At 72.6% G+C, this 23,010-nt stretch carries 21 protein-coding genes; 10 read left to right on the top strand and 11 right to left on the bottom strand.

Annotated elements, in window-relative coordinates; all coding sequences use genetic code 11:
• Positions 1-132: 132 nt before the first annotated feature.
• A complete protein-coding gene (locus ABZ807_RS06065) occupies positions 133-2,226 on the top strand; it encodes a hypothetical protein (protein ID WP_357153472.1) in 2,094 nt (697 codons plus the stop codon).
• Positions 2,227-2,876: 650 nt separating this feature from the next.
• Positions 2,877-3,938, top strand: coding sequence for an AI-2E family transporter (locus ABZ807_RS06070; protein WP_357153722.1), 1,062 nt, complete (start codon positions 2,877-2,879; stop codon positions 3,936-3,938).
• Between the two features lie 3 nt (positions 3,939-3,941).
• On the opposite strand, the gene ABZ807_RS06075 is transcribed toward ABZ807_RS06070, so the two are convergent.
• The 6 genes from ABZ807_RS06075 to ABZ807_RS06100 form a co-directional block, all read right to left on the bottom strand.
• Positions 3,942-4,742 (bottom strand): alpha/beta hydrolase, encoded by an 801-nt coding sequence (locus ABZ807_RS06075; protein WP_357153474.1) that lies wholly within the window; start codon positions 4,740-4,742, stop codon positions 3,942-3,944.
• A gap of 66 nt (positions 4,743-4,808) precedes the next feature.
• On the bottom strand, positions 4,809-5,135 hold the full coding sequence (locus ABZ807_RS06080) for a hypothetical protein (RefSeq protein ID WP_357153475.1): 327 nt from the start codon (positions 5,133-5,135) through the stop codon (positions 4,809-4,811).
• 68 nt (positions 5,136-5,203) lie between these two features.
• Positions 5,204-6,256, bottom strand: coding sequence for a hypothetical protein (locus ABZ807_RS06085; protein ID WP_357153476.1), 1,053 nt, complete (start codon positions 6,254-6,256; stop codon positions 5,204-5,206).
• Entirely contained in the window at positions 6,253-6,747 is a 495-nt protein-coding gene (locus tag ABZ807_RS06090) for a SigE family RNA polymerase sigma factor (protein WP_357153477.1), read from the bottom strand. The genes ABZ807_RS06085 and ABZ807_RS06090 overlap by 4 nt, the downstream gene beginning before the upstream one ends.
• A gap of 41 nt (positions 6,748-6,788) precedes the next feature.
• Positions 6,789-8,579 carry a 3-hydroxybutyryl-CoA dehydrogenase gene (locus tag ABZ807_RS06095; protein ID WP_357153479.1) on the bottom strand — a complete coding sequence of 597 codons (1,791 nt, stop codon included), beginning with the start codon at positions 8,577-8,579 and terminating at the stop codon, positions 6,789-6,791.
• A gap of 118 nt (positions 8,580-8,697) precedes the next feature.
• Positions 8,698-9,765 carry an alpha/beta hydrolase gene (locus tag ABZ807_RS06100; RefSeq protein WP_357153481.1) on the bottom strand — a complete coding sequence of 356 codons (1,068 nt, stop codon included), beginning with the start codon at positions 9,763-9,765 and terminating at the stop codon, positions 8,698-8,700.
• Positions 9,766-10,010: 245 nt separating this feature from the next.
• On the opposite strand from ABZ807_RS06100, the gene ABZ807_RS06105 reads away from it, so the two are divergent.
• Positions 10,011-11,510, top strand: coding sequence for an aldehyde dehydrogenase family protein (locus ABZ807_RS06105; protein ID WP_357153483.1), 1,500 nt, complete (start codon positions 10,011-10,013; stop codon positions 11,508-11,510).
• A 12-nt stretch (positions 11,511-11,522) separates the two neighbouring features.
• Here ABZ807_RS06105 and nucS read toward each other — a convergent pair whose 3' ends face one another.
• Positions 11,523-12,182, bottom strand: a complete 660-nt coding sequence (gene nucS, locus ABZ807_RS06110; protein WP_357153485.1) for an endonuclease NucS — start codon at positions 12,180-12,182, stop codon at positions 11,523-11,525.
• A gap of 71 nt (positions 12,183-12,253) precedes the next feature.
• Between nucS and ABZ807_RS06115 the strand changes: the two genes are divergently transcribed.
• On the top strand, positions 12,254-12,871 hold the full coding sequence (locus tag ABZ807_RS06115) for a DUF4126 domain-containing protein (RefSeq protein WP_357153724.1): 618 nt from the start codon (positions 12,254-12,256) through the stop codon (positions 12,869-12,871).
• Positions 12,872-12,963: 92 nt separating this feature from the next.
• Here the strand turns inward: ABZ807_RS06115 and ABZ807_RS06120 are convergent, their stop codons facing one another.
• Positions 12,964-13,557, bottom strand: a complete 594-nt coding sequence (locus tag ABZ807_RS06120; RefSeq protein WP_357153486.1) for a hypothetical protein — start codon at positions 13,555-13,557, stop codon at positions 12,964-12,966.
• A 635-nt stretch (positions 13,558-14,192) separates the two neighbouring features.
• Between ABZ807_RS06120 and ABZ807_RS06125 the strand changes: the two genes are divergently transcribed.
• A complete protein-coding gene (locus tag ABZ807_RS06125) occupies positions 14,193-15,191 on the top strand; it encodes a polysaccharide deacetylase family protein (RefSeq protein ID WP_357153487.1) in 999 nt (332 codons plus the stop codon).
• Between the two features lie 218 nt (positions 15,192-15,409).
• Positions 15,410-15,706: a DUF1540 domain-containing protein gene (locus tag ABZ807_RS06130; protein ID WP_357153489.1), complete on the top strand. Its 297-nt coding sequence runs from the start codon at positions 15,410-15,412 to the stop codon at positions 15,704-15,706.
• A gap of 32 nt (positions 15,707-15,738) precedes the next feature.
• Here ABZ807_RS06130 and ABZ807_RS06135 read toward each other — a convergent pair whose 3' ends face one another.
• A complete protein-coding gene (locus ABZ807_RS06135) occupies positions 15,739-17,748 on the bottom strand; it encodes a protein meaA (protein ID WP_357153491.1) in 2,010 nt (669 codons plus the stop codon).
• Positions 17,749-17,899: 151 nt separating this feature from the next.
• Here ABZ807_RS06135 and ABZ807_RS06140 point away from each other — a divergent pair, with 151 nt between their 5' ends.
• Complete coding sequence (locus ABZ807_RS06140; RefSeq protein WP_357153493.1) at positions 17,900-18,748, top strand: ABC transporter ATP-binding protein; 849 nt, start codon at positions 17,900-17,902, stop codon at positions 18,746-18,748.
• Positions 18,745-19,590, top strand: coding sequence for an ABC transporter permease (locus ABZ807_RS06145; RefSeq protein ID WP_357153495.1), 846 nt, complete (start codon positions 18,745-18,747; stop codon positions 19,588-19,590). The genes ABZ807_RS06140 and ABZ807_RS06145 overlap by 4 nt, the downstream gene beginning before the upstream one ends.
• Before the next feature lie 49 nt (positions 19,591-19,639).
• On the opposite strand, the gene ABZ807_RS06150 is transcribed toward ABZ807_RS06145, so the two are convergent.
• Together ABZ807_RS06150 and murA are read right to left on the bottom strand one after the other, a co-directional pair.
• Positions 19,640-20,488, bottom strand: a complete 849-nt coding sequence (locus ABZ807_RS06150) for a 3-hydroxyacyl-CoA dehydrogenase family protein (protein WP_357153496.1) — start codon at positions 20,486-20,488, stop codon at positions 19,640-19,642.
• 87 nt (positions 20,489-20,575) lie between these two features.
• The gene (murA, locus tag ABZ807_RS06155; protein ID WP_357153497.1) at positions 20,576-22,018 is read right to left on the bottom strand and encodes a UDP-N-acetylglucosamine 1-carboxyvinyltransferase; all 1,443 of its coding nucleotides are present in this window, start codon (positions 22,016-22,018) and stop codon (positions 20,576-20,578) included.
• Between murA and ABZ807_RS06160 the strand changes: the two genes are divergently transcribed.
• Together ABZ807_RS06160 and ABZ807_RS06165 are read left to right on the top strand one after the other, a co-directional pair.
• Positions 22,017-22,589, top strand: a complete 573-nt coding sequence (locus tag ABZ807_RS06160) for a cob(I)yrinic acid a,c-diamide adenosyltransferase (RefSeq protein ID WP_357153498.1) — start codon at positions 22,017-22,019, stop codon at positions 22,587-22,589. The two genes, murA and ABZ807_RS06160, sit on opposite strands and share 2 nt — an antisense overlap.
• Positions 22,565-22,984 (top strand): VOC family protein, encoded by a 420-nt coding sequence (locus ABZ807_RS06165; RefSeq protein ID WP_357153500.1) that lies wholly within the window; start codon positions 22,565-22,567, stop codon positions 22,982-22,984. The genes ABZ807_RS06160 and ABZ807_RS06165 overlap by 25 nt, the downstream gene beginning before the upstream one ends.
• Positions 22,985-23,010 lie beyond the last annotated feature (26 nt).

Consider the following 23,010-nt stretch of genomic DNA (forward strand, 5'->3'; position numbering starts at 1 on the left):
GGTGACCGGTGACACCCCGCGCCGTATGCGTTTCCCAACCCCTGATACCGCCCGTACGGCAGCAGTGAAGTAGGTCCCAACCGGGGCGTCCGTATCGCCCCAGGAGGGCCGGATGCGTGTGAGGATGGGGGCATGTCGCACGGCGAGGAACTGTTCGCTCTCAGCGGGGACGTGACCACGGAGCCCAGCTTCGAGTCCGCCATGCGGGGGTACGTAAAAGGACAGGTGGACCGGTACGTCGCTCGCGCGGAGCACGAGATCGCGACCCTGGCGGCCGAACGGGAACAGGCGTACACCCAGATCCACAAGCTGGCCGGGCAGGTCGAGCATCTCCAGCGGGACCTGGCCCAGGTGCGCAAACAGGTGGGCGTGGTGGACCGGGCCTCGTTCAAGCATCTCGGGCCCCGGGTCGAGCAGATTCTCTCCCTCGCCGAGGAGCAGGCGGACGCCATCCTGAGCGCCGCCAGCCAGGAGATCGAGGCCCGCCGCGCCACCGCCGAACACATCATCGACGAGGCCCGCGAGCAGGCCGCCCGGGCGCTCAAGGACTTCGAGATCGCATTGGCCGCGCGGCGCGCCGAGGAGGAGCGGCACACCGCCGCCCGCAAGGCCGAGGCGGACGCCGCGGTCAAGACCGCCAAGGAGGAGGCGGCCCGGCTCCGGGCCACCGCCCAGGACGAGTCGAACCGGCTGCGCAGCGCCGCCCAGGAGGCGCTGGCCAAGGCCCAGCAGGAGGCCACCCAGCTCCGCGACACGGCCAAGGAGATCCACAGCCGGGCCCGACAGGAGGCCACCAAGCTGCGCGAGGCGGCCAGGGAGGCGCTGGCGAAGGCCCAGCAGGAGGCGACCCAGCTGCGCGAGGCGGCCAAGGAGGTGCACGCCAAGGCCCAGCAGGAGGCCAAGCGGCTCACCGAGTCGGCGGCCGAGGCCGGGCGGGCCACTCACGCCAAGGCCCTCCAGGAGGCGAAGCAGATCACCGACGACGCCGAGGAGGCCGCCAAGGGCACCCGGGGCCGGGCCCGGCAGGAGGCGCACCGGCTGACCACCGAGGCCACCGAGGCGGCCCAGCGCAACCGCGCCGAGACCGAGGCGTACGTGCAGCGGATGCGCAGCGAGACCGAGGCGTACGTGCAGCACGCCCGCGCCCAGACGCAGCAGGAGCTGGGCGCGTGGCGGGCCGGCGTGGAGAAGGAGGTCAACGGTCGGCGGCAGGCCGCCGACCGGGAGCTGACCCAGCGCCGCGCCGCCGCCGAGCAGGAGTACGCCAAGGGCCGCGACGAGCTGGAGAAGAAGTTCACCAACCGGCACGACGCGCTGGAGAAGCAGCACAAGACCCGCCACGACCAGCTGGAACGGGAGTGGACGGCGCGGCGCGACGAGGTCGAGCAGGGTGCCGCCGAGGTCCGCCGGTCCGCCGAGGCCGACGCGCTCACCATGCGCCGCCAGGCCGAGGAGGAGGCCACCACACTGCTCCAGCGGGCCGAGACGGACGCGGCCGACAAGCGCCGCAAGGCCGACGAGCACGTCGCGGCGTCCCGCCGCCAGTTCGAGGAGTACGCCGCCACCACCCAGCAGCACCTGGCCACCACCCAGCAGCACCTGGCCGCGACGCAGCAGGAGGCGGCGGCGGGCCGCCAGCAGCTCGCCCACGTGATGCTGGAGATCGCGCAGGCCCAGCAGCAGCTCGCCGACCTGCGCCAGGAGACCTGGCAGGCGCGGCAGGAGTCCGACGATCTCCAGCGGCAGATCACCGAGCTCCGGCTGCGGAAGGTCACCGGTACGGCGCTTGTGCCGACGGCGAACGATGCCGCTCTGGCGCTCGCCGGCGCCACGCCGAGCACCGACGGCACGAAGCCCACCGCCGAGAGCGCGAAGCCCACCGCCGCCGGCGCCGAGCCGGCCGGTGGTGGGCAAGCGCCCGCCGACGGCGCGAAGACCGCGCCGGGCGTGGACGAGGCCACGCCGAAGGCCGCGCCGGTCCCCGCCACGGACGGGACGAAGCCCACGGCCCGCCCGGTGGCCGAGCCGGTGACCACGGTGGACGGCGGCACCGCCAGCGCTGGCGTGGACGGGGAGCCGACGGTGGCCGCGGTGCCCGGAACGGGCGGTCGGGAGGCCACCCCAACCAAGATCACCAGCACCGGCGAGAGCGGCAAGCGGCCGACCAAGCCGACCACCGACGAGCGAAGCGCCAAGCCGAGCAAGGTCACCGTCGAGTCGGAGTAACCGGGGCCGGCCCGGCCTGTCCCGATCCACCACGGTCCCGACCCACCACGGTCCGGCGACCCGGCCCCGGCGGCACCCCTGCGCCACCCGCTTTGCTCTGCTGCAGTCCCGGCAACAGCGGAGCGCTCCCAGTGTTGTCGGGGACGCAGCAGAGCAAAGGCGCCGAAGGCACCACCGGAGGCCCGAAACGGTAAGACCCCGCCGGTGGAGTGACCGACCCGGGGGGGGAGGAGGAGGGGGCAGGACCGAGGCCGAGGGCCGGGCGCCTCGGAGCGCGCCGAGGCGGGACACCCCTGGACCGACGTCCCGGGCGGGGCTGGTCCGGACACCTGCCGCCCACTACCCTCCGGGCAGGAGGCCGCACGGGGCTCAGGCCACGGACGGTCCGGCAGTTCCGGCGTACCCGCCGGGACACGATCCGGGGAGGTCGAGTGGGACAGGACGAACCGGTGCGGGACCAGTCCCGGGACGACGCCACCCCTGAGCCCGCCGTGCCCGCCAACCCGGGTGGAGAGCCGACCACGGGCAGCGCGGAGCGGGCCACGAGCGGCGCGGGACGCACCACGGCCGGCGGAGCGCGGCCTGGGACCGGCGAGGATGCGACCACGTCGGCCGACGGGGACCCGACGGACTTCGAGGCCGCCGGTCCGGTGGCGACCGCCTCGGGTCGGTTCGGTCAGCCGGGGCGGCCGCTGCGACGGAGCAGCTTCCTGGTCGGCTTCACCGGGGCGCTCGGGGTGCTGCTGGCGTACACGCTCTATCTGGGTATCCGCAACGCCGGCGGCATCCTCGTCCTGGTGGTCATCGCGCTCTTCCTGGCGGTGGGGCTCAACCCGGCGGTGGTCCGGCTGCGCCTCTGGGGGCTGCCGCACGGCCTCGCGGTGGCGGTGGTCGTCCTCACCGTGGTGCTGCTGATCACCGGCGGCCTGGTGGCGCTCGTGCCGCCGGTGGTGACCCAGACCGGGGAGTTCGTCAACCATGTCCCCAGCTACATCGAGGAGTTGCGGCGCAACCGCACGGTCAACGACCTGGTGGAACGGTACGACGTGATGGAGCGCGTGCAGGCGGCGGCGAACGCCGACACCGTGGGCCGGGCGCTGGGCGGTGTGCTGGGCGGCGCCCAGCTGATCTTCGGCACCCTGTTCCGGGCGCTCACCGTGCTGGTGCTGACCATCTATTTCCTGGCCTACTTCGACAAGCTGCGCGACCTCGCGTACTCGCTGGTCCCCCGCTCGCGCCGGCAGCGGGTCAGCCTGATCGGCGACGAGATCCTGACCAAGGTCGGGGCGTACATGGTGGGGGCGCTGAGCATCGCCGTGCTGGCCGGCGTGAGCACCTTCGTCTTCGCGCTGGTCGTCGGGCTGCCGTACCCGTTCGCGCTGGCCGTGGTCGTCGCCGTGACCGACCTGATCCCGCAGATCGGCGCCACCCTCGGCGCGGTGATCGTCAGCCTGGTCGGGTTCGCCACCGGGCTGCCCGCGGGCATCGCCTGCGTGGTCTTCTTCCTGATCTACCAGCAGGTGGAGAACTACCTGATCTACCCGAAGGTGATGCGACGGTCGGTGGAGGTCAACGAGGTGGCCGCCCTGCTCGGCGCGCTGCTGGGGGTGGCGCTGATCGGGGTGCTCGGCGCGCTGATCGCCATCCCGATGGTGGCCGCCCTCCAGCTGATCCTGCGCGAGGTGGTGCTGCCCCGGCAGGAGGCCCGCTGACCCTCAGTCCCGCCGCGGGCCCGGGACGGGCGTGTCGGCGAAGGAGGCCACCGTGCGGTCGGCGTACGCGCTGACGTCGCCGGTCTCCACCGGGCCGTCCCAGGTGGTGGGCAGCGGCAGCGGCACCGCCGGGTTGACCCGCCCGACGATCTCGTCCAGCACCGTCTCGGCGTCGCCCACCCAGAGGTGCTTCGCGCCGGGCACCCCGACCACCTCGGCCTGCGGCACCGCCGCGAAGCGCTCCCGCGCCTCGTCCGGCCGCAGGTAGTCGTCGAACTCGGGCACCAGCGCGGTGAGCGCCTTGCCCGACGCGGCCCACCCGGCCAGATCCTCCGGCTCGGAGAAGCGCAGCGGTGGGGAGAGCAGGATCGCCCCGGCCACCGCCGGGTCGCAGCCGTACTTCAGCGCCAGGTCGGTGCCGAACGACCAGCCCACCAGCCAGATGTTGGGCAGCTCGTGGAACTCGGCGTACTCGATCGCGGCGGCGACGTCGAAGCGCTCCCCCACCGCGGCGTCGAAGGTGCCCTCGCTGGTGCCGCGGACGCTGCTGGTGCCCCGGGTATTGAACCGGAGCACGGCCAGGTCGGCCAGCGCCGGCAGCCGCCAGGCCGCCTTGCGGAAGACGTGGCTGTCCATCATCCCGCCGTGCGTGGGCAGCGGGTGCAGGCAGACCAGGGTGCCCACCGGCTCGCGGTCGACCGGGCGGGCCAGCTCACCGACCAGGCGCAGGCCGTCGGCGGTGTGCAGCTCGATGTCCTCCCGGTGGCCGGGCAGGATCGACGACGCGCGGATCGGTGTGCTCACCGCTCAAGTCTGGCGCGACTTCGCCGCCGCCGCCCGCCCGGGCGGAAACAGCGTGATCCAGATCGCTCAGCCGTGCTTCGGGGCGCTGCGCCCCCGCTGGATCACCGGGCCACGCCGGTCCCGGGCCTGCCAGCAGCCGCTGTGCCAGTGCCGGCGGTCGGTGAGGTCGCCCGACCCGTCCGCCGGCCAGGCCACCAGGTGCGCCACCCCCGGGCGGATCTCCTGGTCGCAGCCGGGGCAACGGTACGTCTTGGTGGACGCGCCGCCGCCGATCCCGCGTACCTGCCATTCGCCGTCGCGCCACTGCTGCACCGAGGCGACGCCCTGGCGTACCCGGTCGGAGTCCAGGTGGGCGGTGTCGTCCCGGCGGGGACGGTTGCGACGGGGGCTCACAGTCACCAAGCGTACGGTCCGACGGCCGGACCGGCCCGGGTCGGGCGGTCCGGCCGGCACACCCCCGCTCAGTCCCAGGTCTCCGGGTCGGTCAGGTCCTTCGCCACCTGCGCCCCGGCCAACACCGTCGTCGCGTCCGCCTCAGTGAAGCCCTTCTCCGGCCAGCCGAAATCGGCGGTCAGGTGTGCCTTCGGGAACCCGAGCAGCTCCAGTTTCGTGCCATCCGGGTAGAGGTAGCCGGGTCGGCCGCCCACCACGCGGTTACTCTCGGTAGTGCTTCCCGCAACCTGCGCCCCGTACAGCAGCTTCACCCACATGGTCGCCGACGGCTCCCGGTAGAGGGTGAGCTCGACCTTGAGACCCTTCGGGAAGGCGGTGACGTCGACGGAGCAGGCGCTCACCGTCGCGCCCTCCGGCAACGTGCTCAGCCGCAGCGGCGCCGCGCACCGTCGTGCCTCATTCCAGCGGATGGCCTCCACGGCCTTGACCAGCACGCTCCGGTCGCCGACGAGCATGCTCGCCCGGGCGTACAGGCCGGGGGCGGGCTGCCAGGCCGTGACCAGACCGCCGCCCGTACGCCCGAACTGCCGGACGGCACCGTCAAAGGTCAGCCGGACCACGGCCTCCTGGATGGGGACGCCATCGATCAGGAGTTCGTTGATCATCTGCGCGGAGCGGCTCACCTCGACCAGGACCGGCTGTCCGCCGCCGACGTTGAACCGGATCGACTCGACCTGGTTCGAGCGGTAGACGGCCCAGCCCAGGTAACGCGCCTGGCTGGTGTCCACGCCCAGATGCAGCACCTGCGGGTCGGTGCCGACCAGGTCGGGCCGCTGGGCGGCACCCGGCACCCCGTCGGCCCGGGGCGGCACGGCCGCGGCGACGGTCGGCGTCGCCGCCGCCCACGGCAGCCGGCCGGAAAGCCCGGCGAAGTCCGTCCCGGTCACCCCGACCAAGCCCAGGACCCCGACCAGGGCCAGGGCGGTGCCGGTGGCGGCCCGGCGGCGCAGTTGCCGGCGGCGGCCGAGGGCGCGCGAGTCCCGGAGCAGGCGGTGGGTGTCGGTCTCCCCCTCGGCGCGCTCCCGCAGCACCGAGGCGATCCGCTGGTCCAGGTCGGTCACGGTCGGCTCCCGTTCGTCATCGGGACGCCGAAGCGCTCCCGGAGATGGGTGAGCGCCCGCATGGCATGGGTGCGGACGGTGACCGGCGAGCAGCCCATGATCGCGGCGATCGTCGCGTCGTCGAGGTCCTCGTAGTAGCGCAGCACCAGCACGGTGCGCTGGCGGTCCGGCAAGGCACGGATCAGCCGCCACATCTCGTCCCGGTCGGCCGCCTCCCCGCCGAGGTCGCCCCGGTGGGCCTGCTCGGCGAAGGTGTCCACGGCCAGCTCCCGGCTGGACCGGCGCCGCCACCACGAGTTGTTGGCGTTGACCAGCATCCGGCGCACGTACACGTCGGGCCGGTCGGCCCGGACGATCTTCCGCCAGTGCACGTACGCCCGCGCCAGGACGTCCTGGGTCAGGTCCTCGGCGCGGTGCGCGTCGCCGGTCAGCAGCCGGGCCAGGCGCAACAGGGCCGGGCCACGGCTGCCGACGTACTCCTCGAAGGTCACGCCCTCAAGACGCCGTCACCGGCGCCCGGTGTTGACCCGGATCAGCGGTTGGTGTGGTCGCGGAAGCCCCGGCCGCTCTTGCGCCCCAGGTAGCCGGCCGTGACCAGGTGCTCCAGCAGCGGGGCGGGGGCGAAGCCCGGCTCGCGCAGCTCCAGGTAGAGCTCCCGCTGGATGGCCAGCGAGACGTCCAGCCCGACCACGTCGAGCAGCTCGAACGGGCCCATCGGGTAGCCGCAGCCCAGCTTCATCGCGTAATCGATGTCGTCGGCGGTGGAGTAACTGGCCTCCAGCATCTTCACCGCGTCGTTGAGGTACGGGAAGAGCAGCGCGTTGACGATGAAACCGGACCGGTCGCCGCAGACCACGCCGGTCTTGCCCAGCGCCGCACAGACCGCGCGGGCGGTGGCGGTGGTCTCCGCCGAGGTGCGGATGGTCTGCACCACCTCGACCAGCGGCATGATCGGCGCCGGGTTGAAAAAGTGCAGCCCCACCACGTCGGCCGGGCGCTGGGTGGCCATCGCCACGTCGATCACCGGCAGCGAGGAGGTGGTGGTGGCGAGCACGACGCCCGGCTTGCAGATCTCGTCGAGGCTGGCGAAGAGGGCCTTCTTGACGCTCAGCTCCTCGACCACGGCCTCGACCACCAGGTCGACGTCGGCCAGGTGCTCCAGCGTGGCGGACCAGTTGATCCGGCCCAGCGCCGCGTCCCGGTCGGCCTCGCTGAGCTTGCCGCGCACCACACCCTTGTTGAGCGAGGTCTTGACGGACTCGAAGACCTTGGCCGACTTCTCCGCGCCCCGGGTCACCGAGACGACCTCGTAGCCGGCCTTGGCGAAAACCTCGATGATGCCGGTGGCCATCGTCCCGGAGCCGACCACGCCGACCTTGGCGATCCCCCGGGCGCCGTCGGCGAGCGCCGACTCCGACGCCACCGGCGTCTGCTCGTCGGGTACGACCACCGGGGAGCCCGGCCGCTCGTAGGTGTAGAAGCCCCGGCCGGACTTGCGGCCGAGCAGCCCCGCGGTGACCATCTGCTTGATCAGCGGCACCGGGGCGTGCCGGCGGTCGCGCCCGCCCCGCCGGTACATGGTGTCCAGGATCTCGTACGCGGTGTCCAGGCCGATCAGGTCCATCAGGGCGAGGGGGCCCATCGGCAGGCCGCAGCCGAGCTTCATCGCGGCGTCGATGTCCTCGCGGGTGGCGTACCGCGCCTCGAACATGCTCACGGCGTGGTTGAGGTAGCCGAAGAGCAGCGCGTTGGCGATGAAGCCGGCCCGGTCATTGATGGTCACGTCGACCTTGCCCAGCCGCTCGCAGAGCGCCTCGACGTCGGCGACCACGTCGGCGGAGGTGACCACCGTGCGGACCACCTCGACCAGCTTCATCACCGGCGCCGGGTTGAAGAAGTGGATGCCGATCACCTGGTTGGGCCGGGTGGTGGCGACCGAGATCTCGGTGACGCTCAGCGACGAGGTGTTGGTGGCCAGGATCGCCTCGGGCTTGCAGACCCGGTCCAGCTCGGCGAAGATCCGCTGCTTCAGGTCGAGGTGCTCGGGCACCGCCTCGATCACCAGGTCCACCGAGTGCAGCGCGCCAAGGCCGACCTGGAAGTGCACCCGCGAGTGCAGGGCGTCCCGGTCAGCCTCGGCGAGCTTGCCCTTCGCCACCGCGCGGTCGGTCGAGCCCTTGAGGTTGGCCCGGCCGCGCTCCAGGGCGGCCTCGGAGATCTCCACCGCGACGACGTCGACGTTGTTGCGGGCGAACACCTCGACGATGCCGGCACCCATGGTGCCCAGACCCACCACACCCACACTGGTGAACTCGCGCGCCACGACCGGCCTCCCCTGGTTGCTCCGCACTGCCGACTTGAACGGCCACTAAGGTTATGCGCCGGAGTCTGCCACGTGACGCTGCGTTGTCGAGACGCCGTGGGATATTTCACGCGCGGGGTCAGTTCGCCGTCGCGGGCACCCCCGTCAGCGCCAGCAGCTCCGCCACGAACTCGGCCGGCCGTTCCACGTGCGGGCTGTGCCCGCAGCCGGGGAGCACCACCTCCCGGTACGCGCCGCCGGCCGCGGCGTACCGCTCCAGCACCGCCCGGGTCTGCGCGATCATCGGCTGCGGCGGGCAGGCCTCCACCCCCGGCCAGCCCGGTACCACCCCCAGCGACCCCAGGTACGCCAGGTCGAACAGCGAGGTGTCCGAGACGATCACGTCGGCGTCGCCGCGTACCCAGGCGACGGGCGGCTTGACCCCGATGGCGACCAACTCGTCGGCGAGCTGGAGGTGGGCCGGGGCGAGCGCGTTGAGCACGCCCCGCGTCCCCGGCGCGGTACCCGGCCAGTGCGGCGAGGTGGTGGCCGTGCCGGGGTAGTTGTCGCCGCCCGTGGCGGTGGTGAGCATGCTCTCCAGCAGCAGCTCCTCGTCCTCACCGAGCGAGGCGGGGTCGGCGACGTAGGTCGTCCGCAGCACGGTGCGGGGGCTGGTGGGGGCGTCCGCGCTCCGGTCGCCGGCGGCGAGCCGGGCCACGAAGTCCGGGTTCACCGAGCCGGCGCCGGTGCCGGCGAAGTCGGGCGTGGTCGGGGTGCCGTCGAGGTCCCGCGTGCCGCCGAAGCCGTACGGCGACACCGGCGCCTCCAGCAGCAGGGCCGCCACCCGGTCCGGCTGGTCGACCAGCAGCCGCATCGCCACGCCGCCGCCGAGGGAGTGCCCGACCACCACCGGGCGCGCGCCGGCAGCGAAGAGGCCCGGGGCGTCGAGCAGGGCGGCCACGTCGTCGGCGAAGTCGGCCAGCCCACGGGTGGCATCCACCGGTGCGGTCGCGGTGTCGCCGTACCCGCGCAGGTCGGGCGCGACCACCCGGAGCGTCGCGGGCAGCCGGCGGACCAGCGGCTCCCAGTATGCCGAGGAGGAGCCGTTGCCGTGCACCAGCAGCACCGGCGTGCCGTCCGGCGGGCCGGCCACCCGTACCCGCTGGTTGATGCCGTTCGCCGTCACGGTCCGCTGCTCGATCTCCATCCGCGGCATGCTGCCACGGTGGCGCGCCCTGGTCCATGTGCCGGCGACCCACGATCCGCCCGGGGCGGGTGTGCCGCGCCCCTCGCGCGGCGGCCGGGACCGGCCCGGCCGCCCGACGTCCCGCCGTGGTCTCCGCGGTGGCGGCCGGCAGCCTTCCGCCCGGTAGAGGTCAGGCCGCGGCGGGCGGCCCGCCACGGCCCTCGCCGGCCCTACCGGTGAGTAATCTCCGGGTCTAGACTTCCGCCATGACGGCTGTGCATGTCCCCGGCACCCCGGTCATCGAGGGCGGCCGACTGGTCTCGACGAGCCCCGCGACGGGCACGGAGGCCGGCCGCTTCCCCGTGGCCACCCCCGACGACGTCGCCCGCGCGGTCGAGCGGGCCCGGACCGCCGGCGAGTGGTGGGCGGGGCTGGGCTTCACCGGGCGCCGGGAGCGGCTGCTGCGCTGGCGCGGCCTGCTGGCCCAGCGGATCGAGGAGCTGGCGGAGCTGGTCCACGTCGAGGGGGGCAAGCCGGTCGCCGACGCGATCGTCGAGATCCTCACCGCGATCGAGCACATCGACTGGGCCGCCCGCAGCGCCCGCCGGGTGCTCGGGCCGCGCCGGGTCCGCTCGCGGCTGATCCTCGCCGAGTTCTCCGGCCACCTCGAATACCAGCCGTACGGGGTGATCGGCGTGATCGGCCCCTGGAACTATCCGGTCTTCACCCCGATCGGCTCCACCGCATACGCTCTCGCCGCCGGCAACGCCGTCGTGCTCAAGCCCAGCGAGTACACCCCGGCCGTCGGGCAGTGGCTGGTGGACGCCTTCGCCGAGGTGGTGCCGGATCAGCCGGTGCTGACCGCGGTGCACGGCCTCGGTGACGTCGGGGCGGCGCTGTGCCGCTCAGGCGTGGGCAAGCTGGCCTTCACCGGCTCGACCGCGACCGCGAAGAAGGTGATGGCGGCCTGCGCCGAGTCGCTGACCCCGGTGCTGCTGGAGGCCGGCGGCAAGGACGCGATGATCGTGGACGGCGACGCCGACCTGGACGCCGCCGCCGAGGCGTGCGTCTGGGGCGCGCTGACCAACGCGGGCCAGACCTGCATCGGCATCGAGCGGGTCTACGCCGTCGAGCCGGTCTTCGACACCTTCGTCGACAAGGTCGTCGCCCGCGCCGGCCGGCTGACCGTCGGCGCAGAGGGCGCGGACATCGGCCCGATCACCATGCCCAGCCAGCTCGACGTGATCCGGCGGCACATCGACGACGCCATCACCGCCGGTGGTCGCGCCGTGCTCGGCGGCCCGGCCGCGGTGCAGCCGCCGTACGTGCACCCGACCGTGCTGGTGGACGTCCCCGAGTCCTCGGCGGCCGTCCGCGAGGAGACCTTCGGCCCGACCCTGACCATCAACCGGGTACGCGACGCCGACGAGGCCGTACGCCGGGCCAACGCCCTGTCGTACGGCCTCGGGGGTTCGGTCTTCGGTCGCCGGCAGGCCGTGGCGATCGCCCGGCGGCTGCGCTCGGGCATGGCCTCGGTCAACTCGGCGCTCACCTTCGCCGGGATGTCCACGCTGCCGTTCGGCGGCGTGGGTGACTCCGGCTTCGGGCGGATCCACGGCGAGGACGGGCTGCGCGAGTTCGGCCGGGCCAAGGCGATCACCCGGCGGCGGGCCCGGTCGCTGCTGCCGTCGATGACCTTCGAGCGGACGCCCGCCGACGTGGCGCGTCTGGTCAAGGCCGCCAAGGTGATGTACGGCCGGCGCTGAGCGGGCGCCGGGTCAGAAGAGGGTCAGCTCGTCGCGCTCGATGCCGCGCAGCTTGTCGTAGTCGACCACCACGCAGCGGATCCCCCGGTCCGTGGCGAGCACGCGGGCCTGCGGCTTGATCTCCTGCGCGACGAAGACTCCGGAGACCGGGGCGAGCAGCGGGTCGCGGTTCATCAGTTCCAGGTACCGGGTGAGCTGCTCCACCCCGTCGATCTCCCCGCGCCGCTTCACCTCGACGGCGACCGCGCCGGAGTTGGCGTCCCGGCAGAGCAGGTCGACCGGGCCGATCGCGGTCATGTACTCCCGCCGCACCAGGGTGAAGCCCTCGCCGAGGGTCTCCGGGTTGGCGGCCAGCAGCTCCTGCAGGTGCGCCTCGACGCCGTCCTTGCGCAGTCCCGGGTCGACGCCCAGCTCGTACGAGGTGTCCTGGAGGATCTCCTCCAGGGTGATCCGCAGTTCCTCGCCGGCCTTGTTGACCACCCGCCAGACGCCCGGGGCCTCCTCCAGCCGGCAGGGCGGACTCATCCAGTTCAGCGGCTTGTACGCCCGGTCGTCGGCGTGGATCGACACCGAACCGTCCGCCTTCACCATCAGCAGCCGCGTGGCCAGCGGCAGATGAGCCGAGAGCCGTCCGACGTAGTCCACCGAGCACTTCGCAATCACCAGCCGCACCCGACGAGGGTAGCCGAGGACCGGCCCGTCGCCACCGAGCGGTGCTGGTGTGCCGGTGCGATGCTGACATGGTGTTCGAAGTCCTCACAGGTACCGGCCTGGCCGCCTCGGCCGGCCTGAACGCCTACATTCCCCTGATCACCATGGGGTTGCTCGCCCGCTACACGGATCTGATCGAGCTGCCGAGCGGCTGGCAGTGGCTGGGCAACGGGTGGGTCGTCCTGATCCTGGCGGCGCTGCTCGCCGTGGAGGTCGTCGCCGACAAGGTGCCGGTGGTCGACCACGTCAACGACGTCGTGCAGACCGTTGTCCGCCCGACCGCCGGCGGCCTGGCATTCGGCGCCGGTGCCAGCTCGGAGACCGTGACGGTCAGCGACCCCGGGAGCTTCTTCTCGTCCCACCAGTGGGTGCCGGTGGTGACCGGCGTCGTCATCGCGCTCGGCGTGCACCTGCTGAAGTCGGCCGCCCGGCCGGTCGTCAACGCCACCACCGCGGGCTTCGGCGCGCCGGTGGCCAGCACCGCGGAGGACGCGACCAGCGTGGTCATGTCCGTGGTGGCGATCATCCTGCCGGTGCTGGTGCTGGCATTCCTGCTGGGGCTGGTGGCCTTCCTCTTCTGGTTCCTGCGGCGCCGCTCCGACCGCCGCCGCGAGCGCCAGGCCGCGCGGGCGGCCGGCTTCCGGGTCTGACATCGGGGGTACGGCTCGATTCGCTGGCCGGCGGATATGCCGCTGGCCGGCACCCCTCGTTCGGGGTGCCGGCCAGCGTGTGGTGCGGTGGGTCAGCTGTTCCAGTGCTGGGCGACCAGGTCGGCGGCCTGCTGCTCCCACTGGGCGTAGGCGTCCGGGTAGGCCGACACCTGCACGGTCTGCGCGGCCTCGGTCAGCGGCATGTCCTGCCAGCCGTCAACCTGCTTCAGGCCCTTCTCGAACGCCATCGTCGAGTACTCGGGGTCGGTGATCTGCTCGACCGTGCCCCAACCGCTGGAGGGGCGCTGCTGGAACAGGCCCAGCGAGTCGTGGTCGTTGCGGTCACCCAGGTGACCCAGGTTCTCCAGCTTCGACTCCTGCAGGCTGGTGGCGATCGAGATGACGGCGGCCCGCTCGTCCAGGCCCGACTTCTTCGTCGCGGCGATGATCGCCTTGGCATTGTCGGTCTGCTCGCCGTTCAAGTCGATCCGGGACTGCGCGCCCTGCACACCGTGCGGGATCAGCTTGGCGTTGTCCACACCGGGCTTGTCCGCCTGCACCACCGCAACCGACTTGGCGTCGACCGCCGGGGCGGCATGGGCGCCGGTGGCCGGGCCGGCGAACACGCCACCGGCGAAAGCCAGACCAGCAATACCAAGAACGCTCTTACGCATGATCGTGTTCATGGGAGGTAGCTCCTTCGAGGGGGGATTGGCACCACGGCCACGACCGGGGGGTCGAGCACGCGGGCAAGCACCACGACAAGGCGCTCAACAAAACAAGAGGGAAAGTCTCTGTCCGGCAGATCATCGCGAACCGGGGGCTCGCGGCGCCGGGACCATGTGTAACGACCGGCGGCCCACCACCATTCCCGGGGGCCCACACCCTCGGGCCGGCCACGCTATCGGGCCAGGCCAGCGGGGGTTGCTGCTGCGATCGTCCAGGTGATGTAACCACCCCCGGCCGGCCACCATTCCGCCGCCCGGATGCCGCCGGTCACGGGACAGGCCGCCCCTCAGCAGCCCAGACCCGGACACCCCGGGGCGCGCCCGCCAACCCCGGTACCCGACATTGCGCGCCCAGCATCCCCCACAGGTCGGCATGGACGAACCGGACAGCAACCCCAGCAGGGACCTTGCGGGCGCATCCGTGTCACGGGCGGCAAGGGTTGCGCCCGGGGGTGGACCACCTGCGCTGGCTCGCCCATCGAAGGCGGGAGCAGGGCTGAGCCCCACCTCATGCTTGCGGTCGCCGAGCGCCGGGTGCGGAGAGGGCCGTTCGGGGGCCACCGCCATCCCGCCCGCACTGTCATGATCAGCGAATGCTGGTGAAGAACTTCCGCGGCCCCCTGGTCGCGGTCGCGCTGATCGCCGTGGTCGCGCTCCTCGTCACACCGCTGCGGACATCGGTACTGTCGGCCGTGGACAGGATGTCCGGCGGCACGGCCACCACCGGTCCGGCCGCCCCGGACGCCACGGCGGGGCAGGTCGGGCCCGACGGGACAGCGGGGCAGATCGGGCCGGACGGGACAGCCGGCCCGGACGGGACAGCCGGGCCGGGTGGGACGACGCCGACGCCCGATCGGAGCGGGTCGCCCGGAGCCGGCAGCGGCCTGCCCGGGGCGACCACGCCGGGCACCCTGCCGCCGGTGGTCGACCACGGTCCGCGTACCGGCAACAAGGTGGCGCTCACCTTCGACGCGGACATGACCGACGCGATGCGCCGGCAGCTGCGCGGGCCGCACCCGCCGTCGTACGCCAACCTGGCGATCGTCGAACTGCTGGAGCGCGAGCGGGTGCCGGCCACCTTCTTCCTCACCGGCAAATGGGTCGAGGACTACCCGGAGCTGACCCGCCGGCTGGCCGCCAACCCGCGGTTCGAGCTGGCCAACCACACCTACGGGCACGCGGCGTTCACCCCGCGCTGCTACCAGCTGACGACGCTCCCCCGGCGGGAGATGACCCCGGACGTGGCGCAGACCTTCGAGGTGATCGGCCGGTACGGCGGCCGGCAGACCCGCTACTTCCGATTTCCCGGCCTCTGCCACGACCGGACGGCGCTGGCCGAGCTGGCGCCGCTCGGGCTGACCGTGGTGGACGGCGACGTGGTCAGCGGCGATCCCTTCGCCACCGCCTGGCGGCCGATCGTCCGGGCGGTGCTGAGCCAGGTCCGGCCCGGCTCGGTGATCATCATGCACGTCACCGAGGCGAACGCGGCGATGACCGACGAGGCGCTGCCCCACATCCTGGCCGGGCTGGCCGAGCGGGGTCTGGAACCGGCTCCGCTCTCCGAGGTGCTCGGCCCGGCCACCCCCGCCTAGCCGATCCTGGTGGCCGACTTCAGGCGGCGGACGGCCGGGTCCGGGGCACCGTCAGGGTACGGCTGACGACGGAGACCGGCGGTGCGAGCACCCGGGTGGTGAGCCTCGTCAAGGAGGACGGGGGCCTGGCGCCTCTGTGGGTGACCGTCCCCCGGAACGTCGCCGGCCAAGTCGGGCAAATGCCTAACATTGGGGCAGCAGCCGAGAGGGAGGCCGTCATGACCACAGCGATGGAGATGCCCCGGGTGCAGGAGTGCGCCGTCGCGTCCTGCGCCTACAACCGAGCCAACGACTGCCACGCCTTCGCCATCACGATCGGCAGCAGCGACCACGCCCACTGCCACACCTTCGTCGAGATGCCGGTGCGGGGCGGGATCGAGCAGCTCATCGCCCAGGTGGGCGCCTGCAGCCGGTCGGACTGCCGGCACAACTCCGAGCTGGAGTGCCACGCCCCGGCGATCACCGTCGGTCCGGACAACGACATGGCCGACTGCATGACGTACCAGAGCCGCTGACCACGGCGGCCCGCGCCCGCGCGGGCCGTGGGTCAGCCGGTCAGGCCGTTGGCCTCCCGGATCACGCCGACCAGCTCGTCGATGATGCCGGTCAGGGCGAAGTCCTTCGGGGTGAAGACCCGGGCGACCCCGGCGGCCCGCAGCGCCTCGGCGTCCCCGGCGGGGATGATCCCGCCGACGACCACCGGCAGGTCACCGCGCCCGGCCGCGCGCAGCCCGTCGAGAACCGCCGGCACGGCCGCGAGGTGCGAGCCGGAGAGCACCGACAGGCCGACCAGGTCCACGTCCTCCTCGACGGCGGCCGCGACGATCTGCCCGGCGGTGAGCCGGATGCCCTGGTAGACCACCTCGAAGCCGGCGTCGCGGGCGCGTACCGCGATCTGCTCGGCACCGTTGGAGTGGCCGTCCAGGCCGGGCTTGCCGACCAGCAGCCGCAGCCGGCCGCTGCCCAGCTCGGTGGCGGTGGCAGCGACCCGCTTCCGGACCGCGACCAGGGTGGCGTCCCCGCCGGCCCCGGCCGCGCCAACCAGCCCGGTGGGCGCCCGGTACTCGCCGAAGACCTGGCGCAGCACGCCGGCCCACTCGCCGGTGGTCACCCCGGCCCGCACGCACCCCAGCGTCGCCGGCATCAGGTTCGTCGTGGTCGCGGCGTCCGCGCGGAGCCGGGCCAGTGCCGCGTCGACTGCCGCGCCGTCCCGCCCGGCCCGCCATTCGCGTACGGAGGCGGTGGCGGTCGCCTCGACCGCCGGGTCGACCTGCTCGATGGCCTCCGCGCCGGCGGCGGTCAGCGGGGACGGCTCGGTCTCGGTGAACCGGTTGACGCCGACCACCACGTCGGCGCCGGACTCCATCCGGCGGCGCCGGTCGGCCAGCGAGGCGACCAGCGCGCTCTTGAGGTAGCCGGTCTCCACGGCCGCCACCACGCCGCCCATCTCCAGTACCTTCTCCAGCTCCACGCGGGCGCCGGTGACGATCTCGTCGACCAGCGCGGTCATCACGTGTGAGCCCTCGAAGAGGTCCGGGTACGCCAGCAGGTCCGACTCGTACGCGAGCACCTGCTGCATCCGCAGCGACCACTGCTGGTCCCACGGCCGGGGCAGGCCGAGCGCCTCGTTCCAGGCGGGCAGCTGCACCGCGCGGGCCCGGGCGTCCCGGGAGAGGGTGACGCCGAGCATCTCCAGCACGATGCGCTGGATGTTGTTCTCCGGCTGCGCCTCGGTCAGGCCCAGCGAGTTGACCTGCACGCCGTAGCGGAAGCGGCGCTGCTTCGGATCCTGCACGCCGTAACGCCCGCGGGTGATCTCGTCCCAGAGTGCGCCGAAGGCGCGCATCTTGGCGATCTCCTCGACGAAGCGCACCCCGGCGTTGACGAAGAAGGAGATCCGCTGCACCACGTCGCCCATCCGCTCGGCGGGCACCTGACCGGAGTCGCGGACCGCGTCGAGCACGGCGACGGCGGTGGCTAGCGCGAAGCCGACCTCCTGTACCGGCGTCGCGCCGGCCTCCTGGAGGTGATACGAGCAGATGTTGGCCGGGTTCCACTTCGGCATCGTCGTCAGCGTGTGCGCGATGATGTCCGCGGTGAGCCGCAGCGACGCCGCCGGCGGGAAGATGTACGTCCCCCGCGACAGGTACTCCTTGATGATGTCGTTCTGCGTGGTGCCGGAGAGCATCGAGGCGGTGTGACCCTGCTCCATCGCCACCGTGCCGTAGAGGGCGAGCAGCCACATCGCCGGCGCGTTGATCGTCATCGAGGTGTTCATCTCGGCGAGCGGGATGCCGTCGAAGAGGGCCCGCATGTCGCCCAGGTGGGCCACCGGCACCCCGACCCGGCCGACCTCGCCGGCGGCCAGCTCGTGGTCCGGGTCGTAACCGGTCTGGGTCGGCAGGTCGAAGGCGACCGACAGACCGGTCTGCCCCTTGGCGAGATTGCGCCGGAAGAGCGCGTTGGTGGCCGCGGCGGAGGAGTGCCCGGCGTACGTGCGCATCACCCAGGGGCGGTCGCGCTCCGGCAGCCGGCCCGGGAGTGCCTTCTCGTCCATTTCCGGAGTCTAAGTTACCGTTCAGTAAAACGGGCTGTGGAAAACCACACACGTCCATGGAGCAGACCACCGGGCACGAGCGGCGCGACATGGCCGACACCACCACACCCCGGACCGCCGCGGGCGGCGGCCGGGTCGCACACTGGACGTCATGGATGACGAGCTCGCGATCTCCGTACGGGGACTGCGCAAGGCGTACGGCGACAACGTCGCGGTGGCGGGGGTCGACCTCGACGTCCGGCGCGGCGAGGTGTTCGCTCTGCTCGGCCCGAACGGCGCGGGCAAGACCACCACGGTGGAGATCCTGGAGGGCTACCGGCAGCGCGACGCCGGCGAGGTCTCCGTGCTGGGCAGCGACCCGGCCCGCCCGGACCCGCACTGGCGTTCCCGGGTCGGCATCGTGCTCCAGGGCACCGGCGAGTTCGACGAGCTGACCGTCGCCGAGGTGGTCCGGCACTTCTCCGGCTTCTACCCCGACGCGGACGACCCGGACAAGGTGGTCGAGCGGGTCGGCCTGGCCGGCAAGGCGAAGGCCCGCACGCACACCCTCTCCGGCGGGCAGAAGCGTCGGCTGGACGTGGCGCTGGGCATCATCGGCCGCCCCGAGCTGCTCTTCCTCGACGAGCCGACCACCGGCTTCGACCCGGAGGCCCGGCGGGAGTTCTGGGAACTGATCCGGGACCTGGCGGCGGCCGGCACCACCATCGTGCTCACCACCCACTACCTGGACGAGGCCGAGTCGCTCGCCGACCGGGTCGGGGTGATCAGCGGCGGCCGGCTGGTCGAGGTGGCCCCGCCGAACCGGCTCGGCAACCGGCAGGAGGCCCTGGCGACCGTCTCCTGGCGTACCCCGGACGGGACTCCGCAGACCGCGGAGAGCGCGACGCCGACGGCCCTGGTGGCGGAGCTGGCCGGGCGCTTCGGCGGCGAGGTCCCCGGCCTGACGGTGACCCGGCCGACCCTGGAAGACATCTACCTGAAGATGATCGGAAACCGATGACGACCACGACGAAGCCGGCGGCCCCGGTCGCCGCCACCCCGGGCCGGCGGCTCGGCCTGGGCGCCCTCGCGCTGCGGCAGGGCCGGCTGGAGATCACCCAGTTCCTGCGCAGCCGGGAGTCCGTCGTCTTCACGATGGGCTTCCCGATCATCATGATCCTGATCTTCGCCTCGATCTTCGGCGGCACGATCGGCGGCGGGGTGAAGTTCACCCAGTACTTCATCACCGGCATGATCGCGACCGGGCTGATGACGGTGAGCTTCCAGAACCTCGGCATCTGGATCCCGATCGAGCGGGACCGGGGGGTGCTCAAGCGCTACCGGGGCACCCCGATGCCGAAGTGGGTCTGGTTCGCCGGCAAGGTGATCATGGTGGTGGCGATCGGCGTCGCCGAGACCGTGCTGCTCCTGGCCGTCGCCGTGGCGCTGTTCGACCTGGACCTGCCGGGCACCGCCGCGAAGTGGTTCACCTTCGGCTGGGTCGCCGTGCTCGGGGTGACCTCCTGCACCCTGTGCGGGATCGCCATCTCCTCGCTGGCCCGCACCGCGCGCAGCGGTTCCGCCGTGGTCACCCCGGTCTCCCTGGTACTCCAGTTCATCTCCGGGGTGTTCTTCGTCTTCACCGAGCTGCCCGCCTGGATGCAGCAGGCGGCGGCGCTCTTCCCGCTCAAGTGGATGTGCCAGGGGCTTCGGGCGGTCTTCCTGCCGGAGAGCTTCGGCGCCCAGGAACCGGCCGGCTCGTTCGAGCTGGGCCGGGTCGCCCTGGTGCTGGCGCTGTGGTGCGTGATCGGCCTGGTGCTCTGCCTGACCACCTTCCGCTGGACCACCAAGCGCGACGGCTGACGACGACCGGGGCGGGCGCCCGGCGCCCGCCCCGGTCGGATGTCCGGACTCAGTACGTGTAGAAACCCTTGCCGGTCTTACGCCCCAGGTCGCCGGCGGTGACCATGCGCTGGAGCAGCTCCGGCGGGAAGAACTTCTCGTCGGCGGTGTCGGTGTAGATGTTCTTCGAGGCGTGCAGCAGCACGTCCACGCCGGTCAGGTCGGTGGTGGCCAGCGGGCCCATGGCGTGGCCGAAACCGAGCCGGCAGGCGGTGTCCAGGTCCTCCGCCGACACCACGCCGGACTCGACCAGCTTGACCGCCTCGACGACCAGCGCCGAGATCAGCCGGGTGGTGACGAAACCGGCGATGTCCCGGTTGACCACCACCACGGTCTTGCCGATTCCCTCGGCGAACGCCTTGGAACGGGCCAGGGTCTCGTCGCTGGTCTTGTAGCCCCGGACCAGCTCGCAGAGCTTCATCATCGGGACCGGCGAGAAGAAGTGGGTGCCGACGACCGACTCCGGGCGCTGCGTCACCGCGGCGATCTGGGTCACCGGGATGGCCGAGGTGTTGGTGGCCAGCACCGCGTCGGACTTGCAGATCTTGTCCAGCGCGCGGAACACCTCGTGCTTGATCTCCAACCGCTCGAAGACCGCCTCGATCACGATGTCCGCGTCGGCGACCGCCTCCAGCTCGGTGGTGAGGGTGATCCGGCCCAGCGTCGCCTCGACCTCGGACGCGTCGATGCGGCCCTTCTCGGCGAACTTCTCCAGCGACTTCCGGATGCCGTCGACGCCCCGCCCGGTGGCCGCATCGTCCAGGTCGCGCAGCGTCACCTGCCAGCCCGCCTGCGCCGCGACCTGGGCGATGCCCGAACCCATCAGCCCGGCACCGACGACCGCGAGTCGACCCGCCATCTGCTTCTCCCTCGCTGCGATTGAGTGTCTGTCTGCACCCTAGTCGGCGAGCCTGAACGACGGCTAAGGCCCCGGCGGCGGGGCCTCTCAGATGGTGAGGTCCGGCGCCGTCGGCGTGGTCCCCCGCTCCACCTCCACACCGAGCGCCCGCAGGTCGGCCACGAAGTCCGGGTAGCCCCGGTCGACATGGTGCACGTGGGACACCTCGGTGACCCCCTCCGCGCAGAGCCCCGCGATGATCAGGCCCGCGCCGGCCCGGATGTCGGTGGCGCGCACCGGGGCGCCGGAGAGGCGGTCGCGACCCCGTACCACCGCGTGGTGGCCGTCGGTCTGGATGTCCGCCCCCAGCCGCATCATCTCGTTGGCGAACATGAACCGGCCGTCGAAGATGTTCTCTGTGATCAGCGAGGCGCCGTGGCTCACCGCGGCCAGGCCAATCGCCATCGGCAGCAGGTCGGTGGCGAAGCCCGGGTACGGCAGGGTGACCACGTCGACGGCGGCGGGCCGGTCGTCGGCGCGTACCCGGAAGGCGTCGCCGCGGGTCTCCACCAGGGCGCCGGCCGAGACCAGCTTGTCCAGCGCGACCTCCAGATAGGCGGGGTCCAGGCCGGTGACGGTGACGTCCCCCCGGGTCATCGCGGCGCCGAACGCCCAGGTGCCGGCGACGATCCGGTCCCCCACCGTGGCGTGCCGCACCGGGCGCAGCTCGGACACCCCGATGATGCGCAGGGTGGAGGTGCCCGCGCCCGAGATCCGGGCACCCATCTGGTTGGCCATGGTGCAGATGTCGACGATCTCCGGCTCGCGGGCCGCGTTGTCGATCACCGTCACGCCCCGGGCCAGCACCGCCGCCATCACCAGGTTCTCGGTGGCCCCCACGCTGGGGAAGTCCAGCACGATCTCCGCGCCGTGCAGGCCGTCCGGGGCGGAGGCGATGACGAAACCGTGCTCACCCGAGATGTCCGCGCCCATCCGGGTCAGTCCCGAGATGTGCATGTCCAGCCCGCGGGAGCCGATCGCGTCCCCGCCGGGGTGGGCCACCCGCACGTACCCCCGGCGGGCCAGCAGCGGGCCCAGCACGCAGATCGACGCGCGCAGCCGGCGGACCAGGTCGTAGTCGGCCTCCGCGCCGGGCCGCTCGGGCACGTCGATGATGACCGAGCGGGACCGGGCAACCCCGCCCCGGGCGACCATCGGGTCGACCGGATCGTCGGCCTCGAACCGCACGCCGCAGCCGAGCCGGCGCAGCACCTCCCCCATGATCGCGATGTCGGTGATCCGGGGAACGTTGGTGATCACACTGCGGCCCGGGGCGAGCAGCGCGGCCGCCATCAGTTTGAGCGCGGAGTTCTTGGCCCCGACCACGTGCACCGTACCGGCCAGGCGGGCGTCGCCGTCGACCCGGATGACGTCGACGTCGTTGACCGCCGGGTCACCGGCGTCACCGGGCCCCGCTCCGCCCGGCCACCCGAGGGCCGGGTCCGGCCGGGCCGGGATCGTCAGGTCCGGTATCCGTAGGCTGTGCGTCATGGCCGTCCACCTCACGCGCATCTACACCAAGGCCGGCGACGCCGGCATGACCAGGCTGAGCAACAACGAGCAGGTGTCGAAGACCGACCCCCGGATCGCCGCGTACGCGGATGTCGACGAGTGCAACGCCGCGATCGGCGTGGCGCTCGCCCTCGGGCAGCTCGACGAGGAACTCCGGGCGGTGCTGGGGTCGATCCAGAACGACATGTTCGACGTGGGCGCCGACCTGTCCACCCCGGTCGAGCCGGACCCGAAGTACCCGCCGCTGCGGGTCACCGAGGAGTACGTGGAGCGCCTTGAGGGCTGGTGCGACGAGTACAACGCACGCCTGAGCAAGCTCGACTCCTTCATCCTCCCCGGCGGCACCGCGGGCGCGGCGCTGCTGCACGTGGCACGGACGGTCGCCCGGCGCGCCGAACGGGCCGCCTGGGCACTGGTCGCGCACGACCCGGATCGCACCAACTCCCTTCCGGCAAAGTATCTCAACCGGCTCTCCGATCTGCTCTTTATCCTGTCAAGAACGGCAAATCCGGACGGCGATGTGCTATGGGTGCCGGGCGGGAAGCGCTGAGCACCGGCACGCTGCACCACGTCGAGGTCTGGGTGCCCGACCTCGACGCGGCGAAGGCGAGCTGGGGCTGGCTGCTCGGCGAGCTGGGCTGGACGCCGTACCAGGACTGGCCGGCCGGCCGGTCCTGGCGGCTCGGCCCGACGTACCTGGTCATGGAGGAGTCCCCGGCGCTGTCCGGGTGGTTCCACGACCGGCTCGCCCCCGGCCTCAACCACCTCGCGTTCCACGCCGGTCCGCCCGCCGCGGTGGACCGGCTGGTCGCGGCCGCGCCGGCGCACGGCTGGACGCTGCTCTTCCCGGACCGCCACCCGCACGCCGGCGGCCCGCACAGCTACGCCGCCTACCTCACCGACGGGCACGGGTACGAAGTCGAGCTGGTCGCCGAGGTCGGCTGAGGCGTGACCCTCCCGCGGACCGGACG

It is taken from the genome of Micromonospora sp. NPDC047548 (assembly GCF_040642975.1).
Classification (GTDB): Bacteria; Actinomycetota; Actinomycetes; order Mycobacteriales; family Micromonosporaceae; genus Micromonospora.

What these genes read in the sequence shown, in the direction of transcription:
- ABZ807_RS06065 (WP_357153472.1), top strand. Translation starts at nt 133, where the DNA reads ATGTCGCACGGCGAGGAACTGTTCGCTCTCAGCGGGGACGTGACCACG.
- ABZ807_RS06100 (WP_357153481.1), bottom strand. Translation starts at nt 9,765, where the DNA reads ATGGAGATCGAGCAGCGGACCGTGACGGCGAACGGCATCAACCAGCGG.
- ABZ807_RS06105 (WP_357153483.1), top strand. Translation starts at nt 10,011, where the DNA reads ATGACGGCTGTGCATGTCCCCGGCACCCCGGTCATCGAGGGCGGCCGA.
- ABZ807_RS06120 (WP_357153486.1), bottom strand. Translation starts at nt 13,557, where the DNA reads ATGAACACGATCATGCGTAAGAGCGTTCTTGGTATTGCTGGTCTGGCT.
- ABZ807_RS06125 (WP_357153487.1), top strand. Translation starts at nt 14,193, where the DNA reads ATGCTGGTGAAGAACTTCCGCGGCCCCCTGGTCGCGGTCGCGCTGATC.
- ABZ807_RS06130 (WP_357153489.1), top strand. Translation starts at nt 15,410, where the DNA reads ATGACCACAGCGATGGAGATGCCCCGGGTGCAGGAGTGCGCCGTCGCG.
- ABZ807_RS06135 (WP_357153491.1), bottom strand. Translation starts at nt 17,748, where the DNA reads ATGGACGAGAAGGCACTCCCGGGCCGGCTGCCGGAGCGCGACCGCCCC.
- ABZ807_RS06140 (WP_357153493.1), top strand. Translation starts at nt 17,900, where the DNA reads ATGGATGACGAGCTCGCGATCTCCGTACGGGGACTGCGCAAGGCGTAC.
- ABZ807_RS06145 (WP_357153495.1), top strand. Translation starts at nt 18,745, where the DNA reads ATGACGACCACGACGAAGCCGGCGGCCCCGGTCGCCGCCACCCCGGGC.
- ABZ807_RS06150 (WP_357153496.1), bottom strand. Translation starts at nt 20,488, where the DNA reads ATGGCGGGTCGACTCGCGGTCGTCGGTGCCGGGCTGATGGGTTCGGGC.
- ABZ807_RS06160 (WP_357153498.1), top strand. Translation starts at nt 22,017, where the DNA reads ATGGCCGTCCACCTCACGCGCATCTACACCAAGGCCGGCGACGCCGGC.
- murA (WP_357153497.1), bottom strand. Translation starts at nt 22,018, where the DNA reads ATGACGCACAGCCTACGGATACCGGACCTGACGATCCCGGCCCGGCCG.
- ABZ807_RS06165 (WP_357153500.1), top strand. Translation starts at nt 22,565, where the DNA reads ATGGGTGCCGGGCGGGAAGCGCTGAGCACCGGCACGCTGCACCACGTC.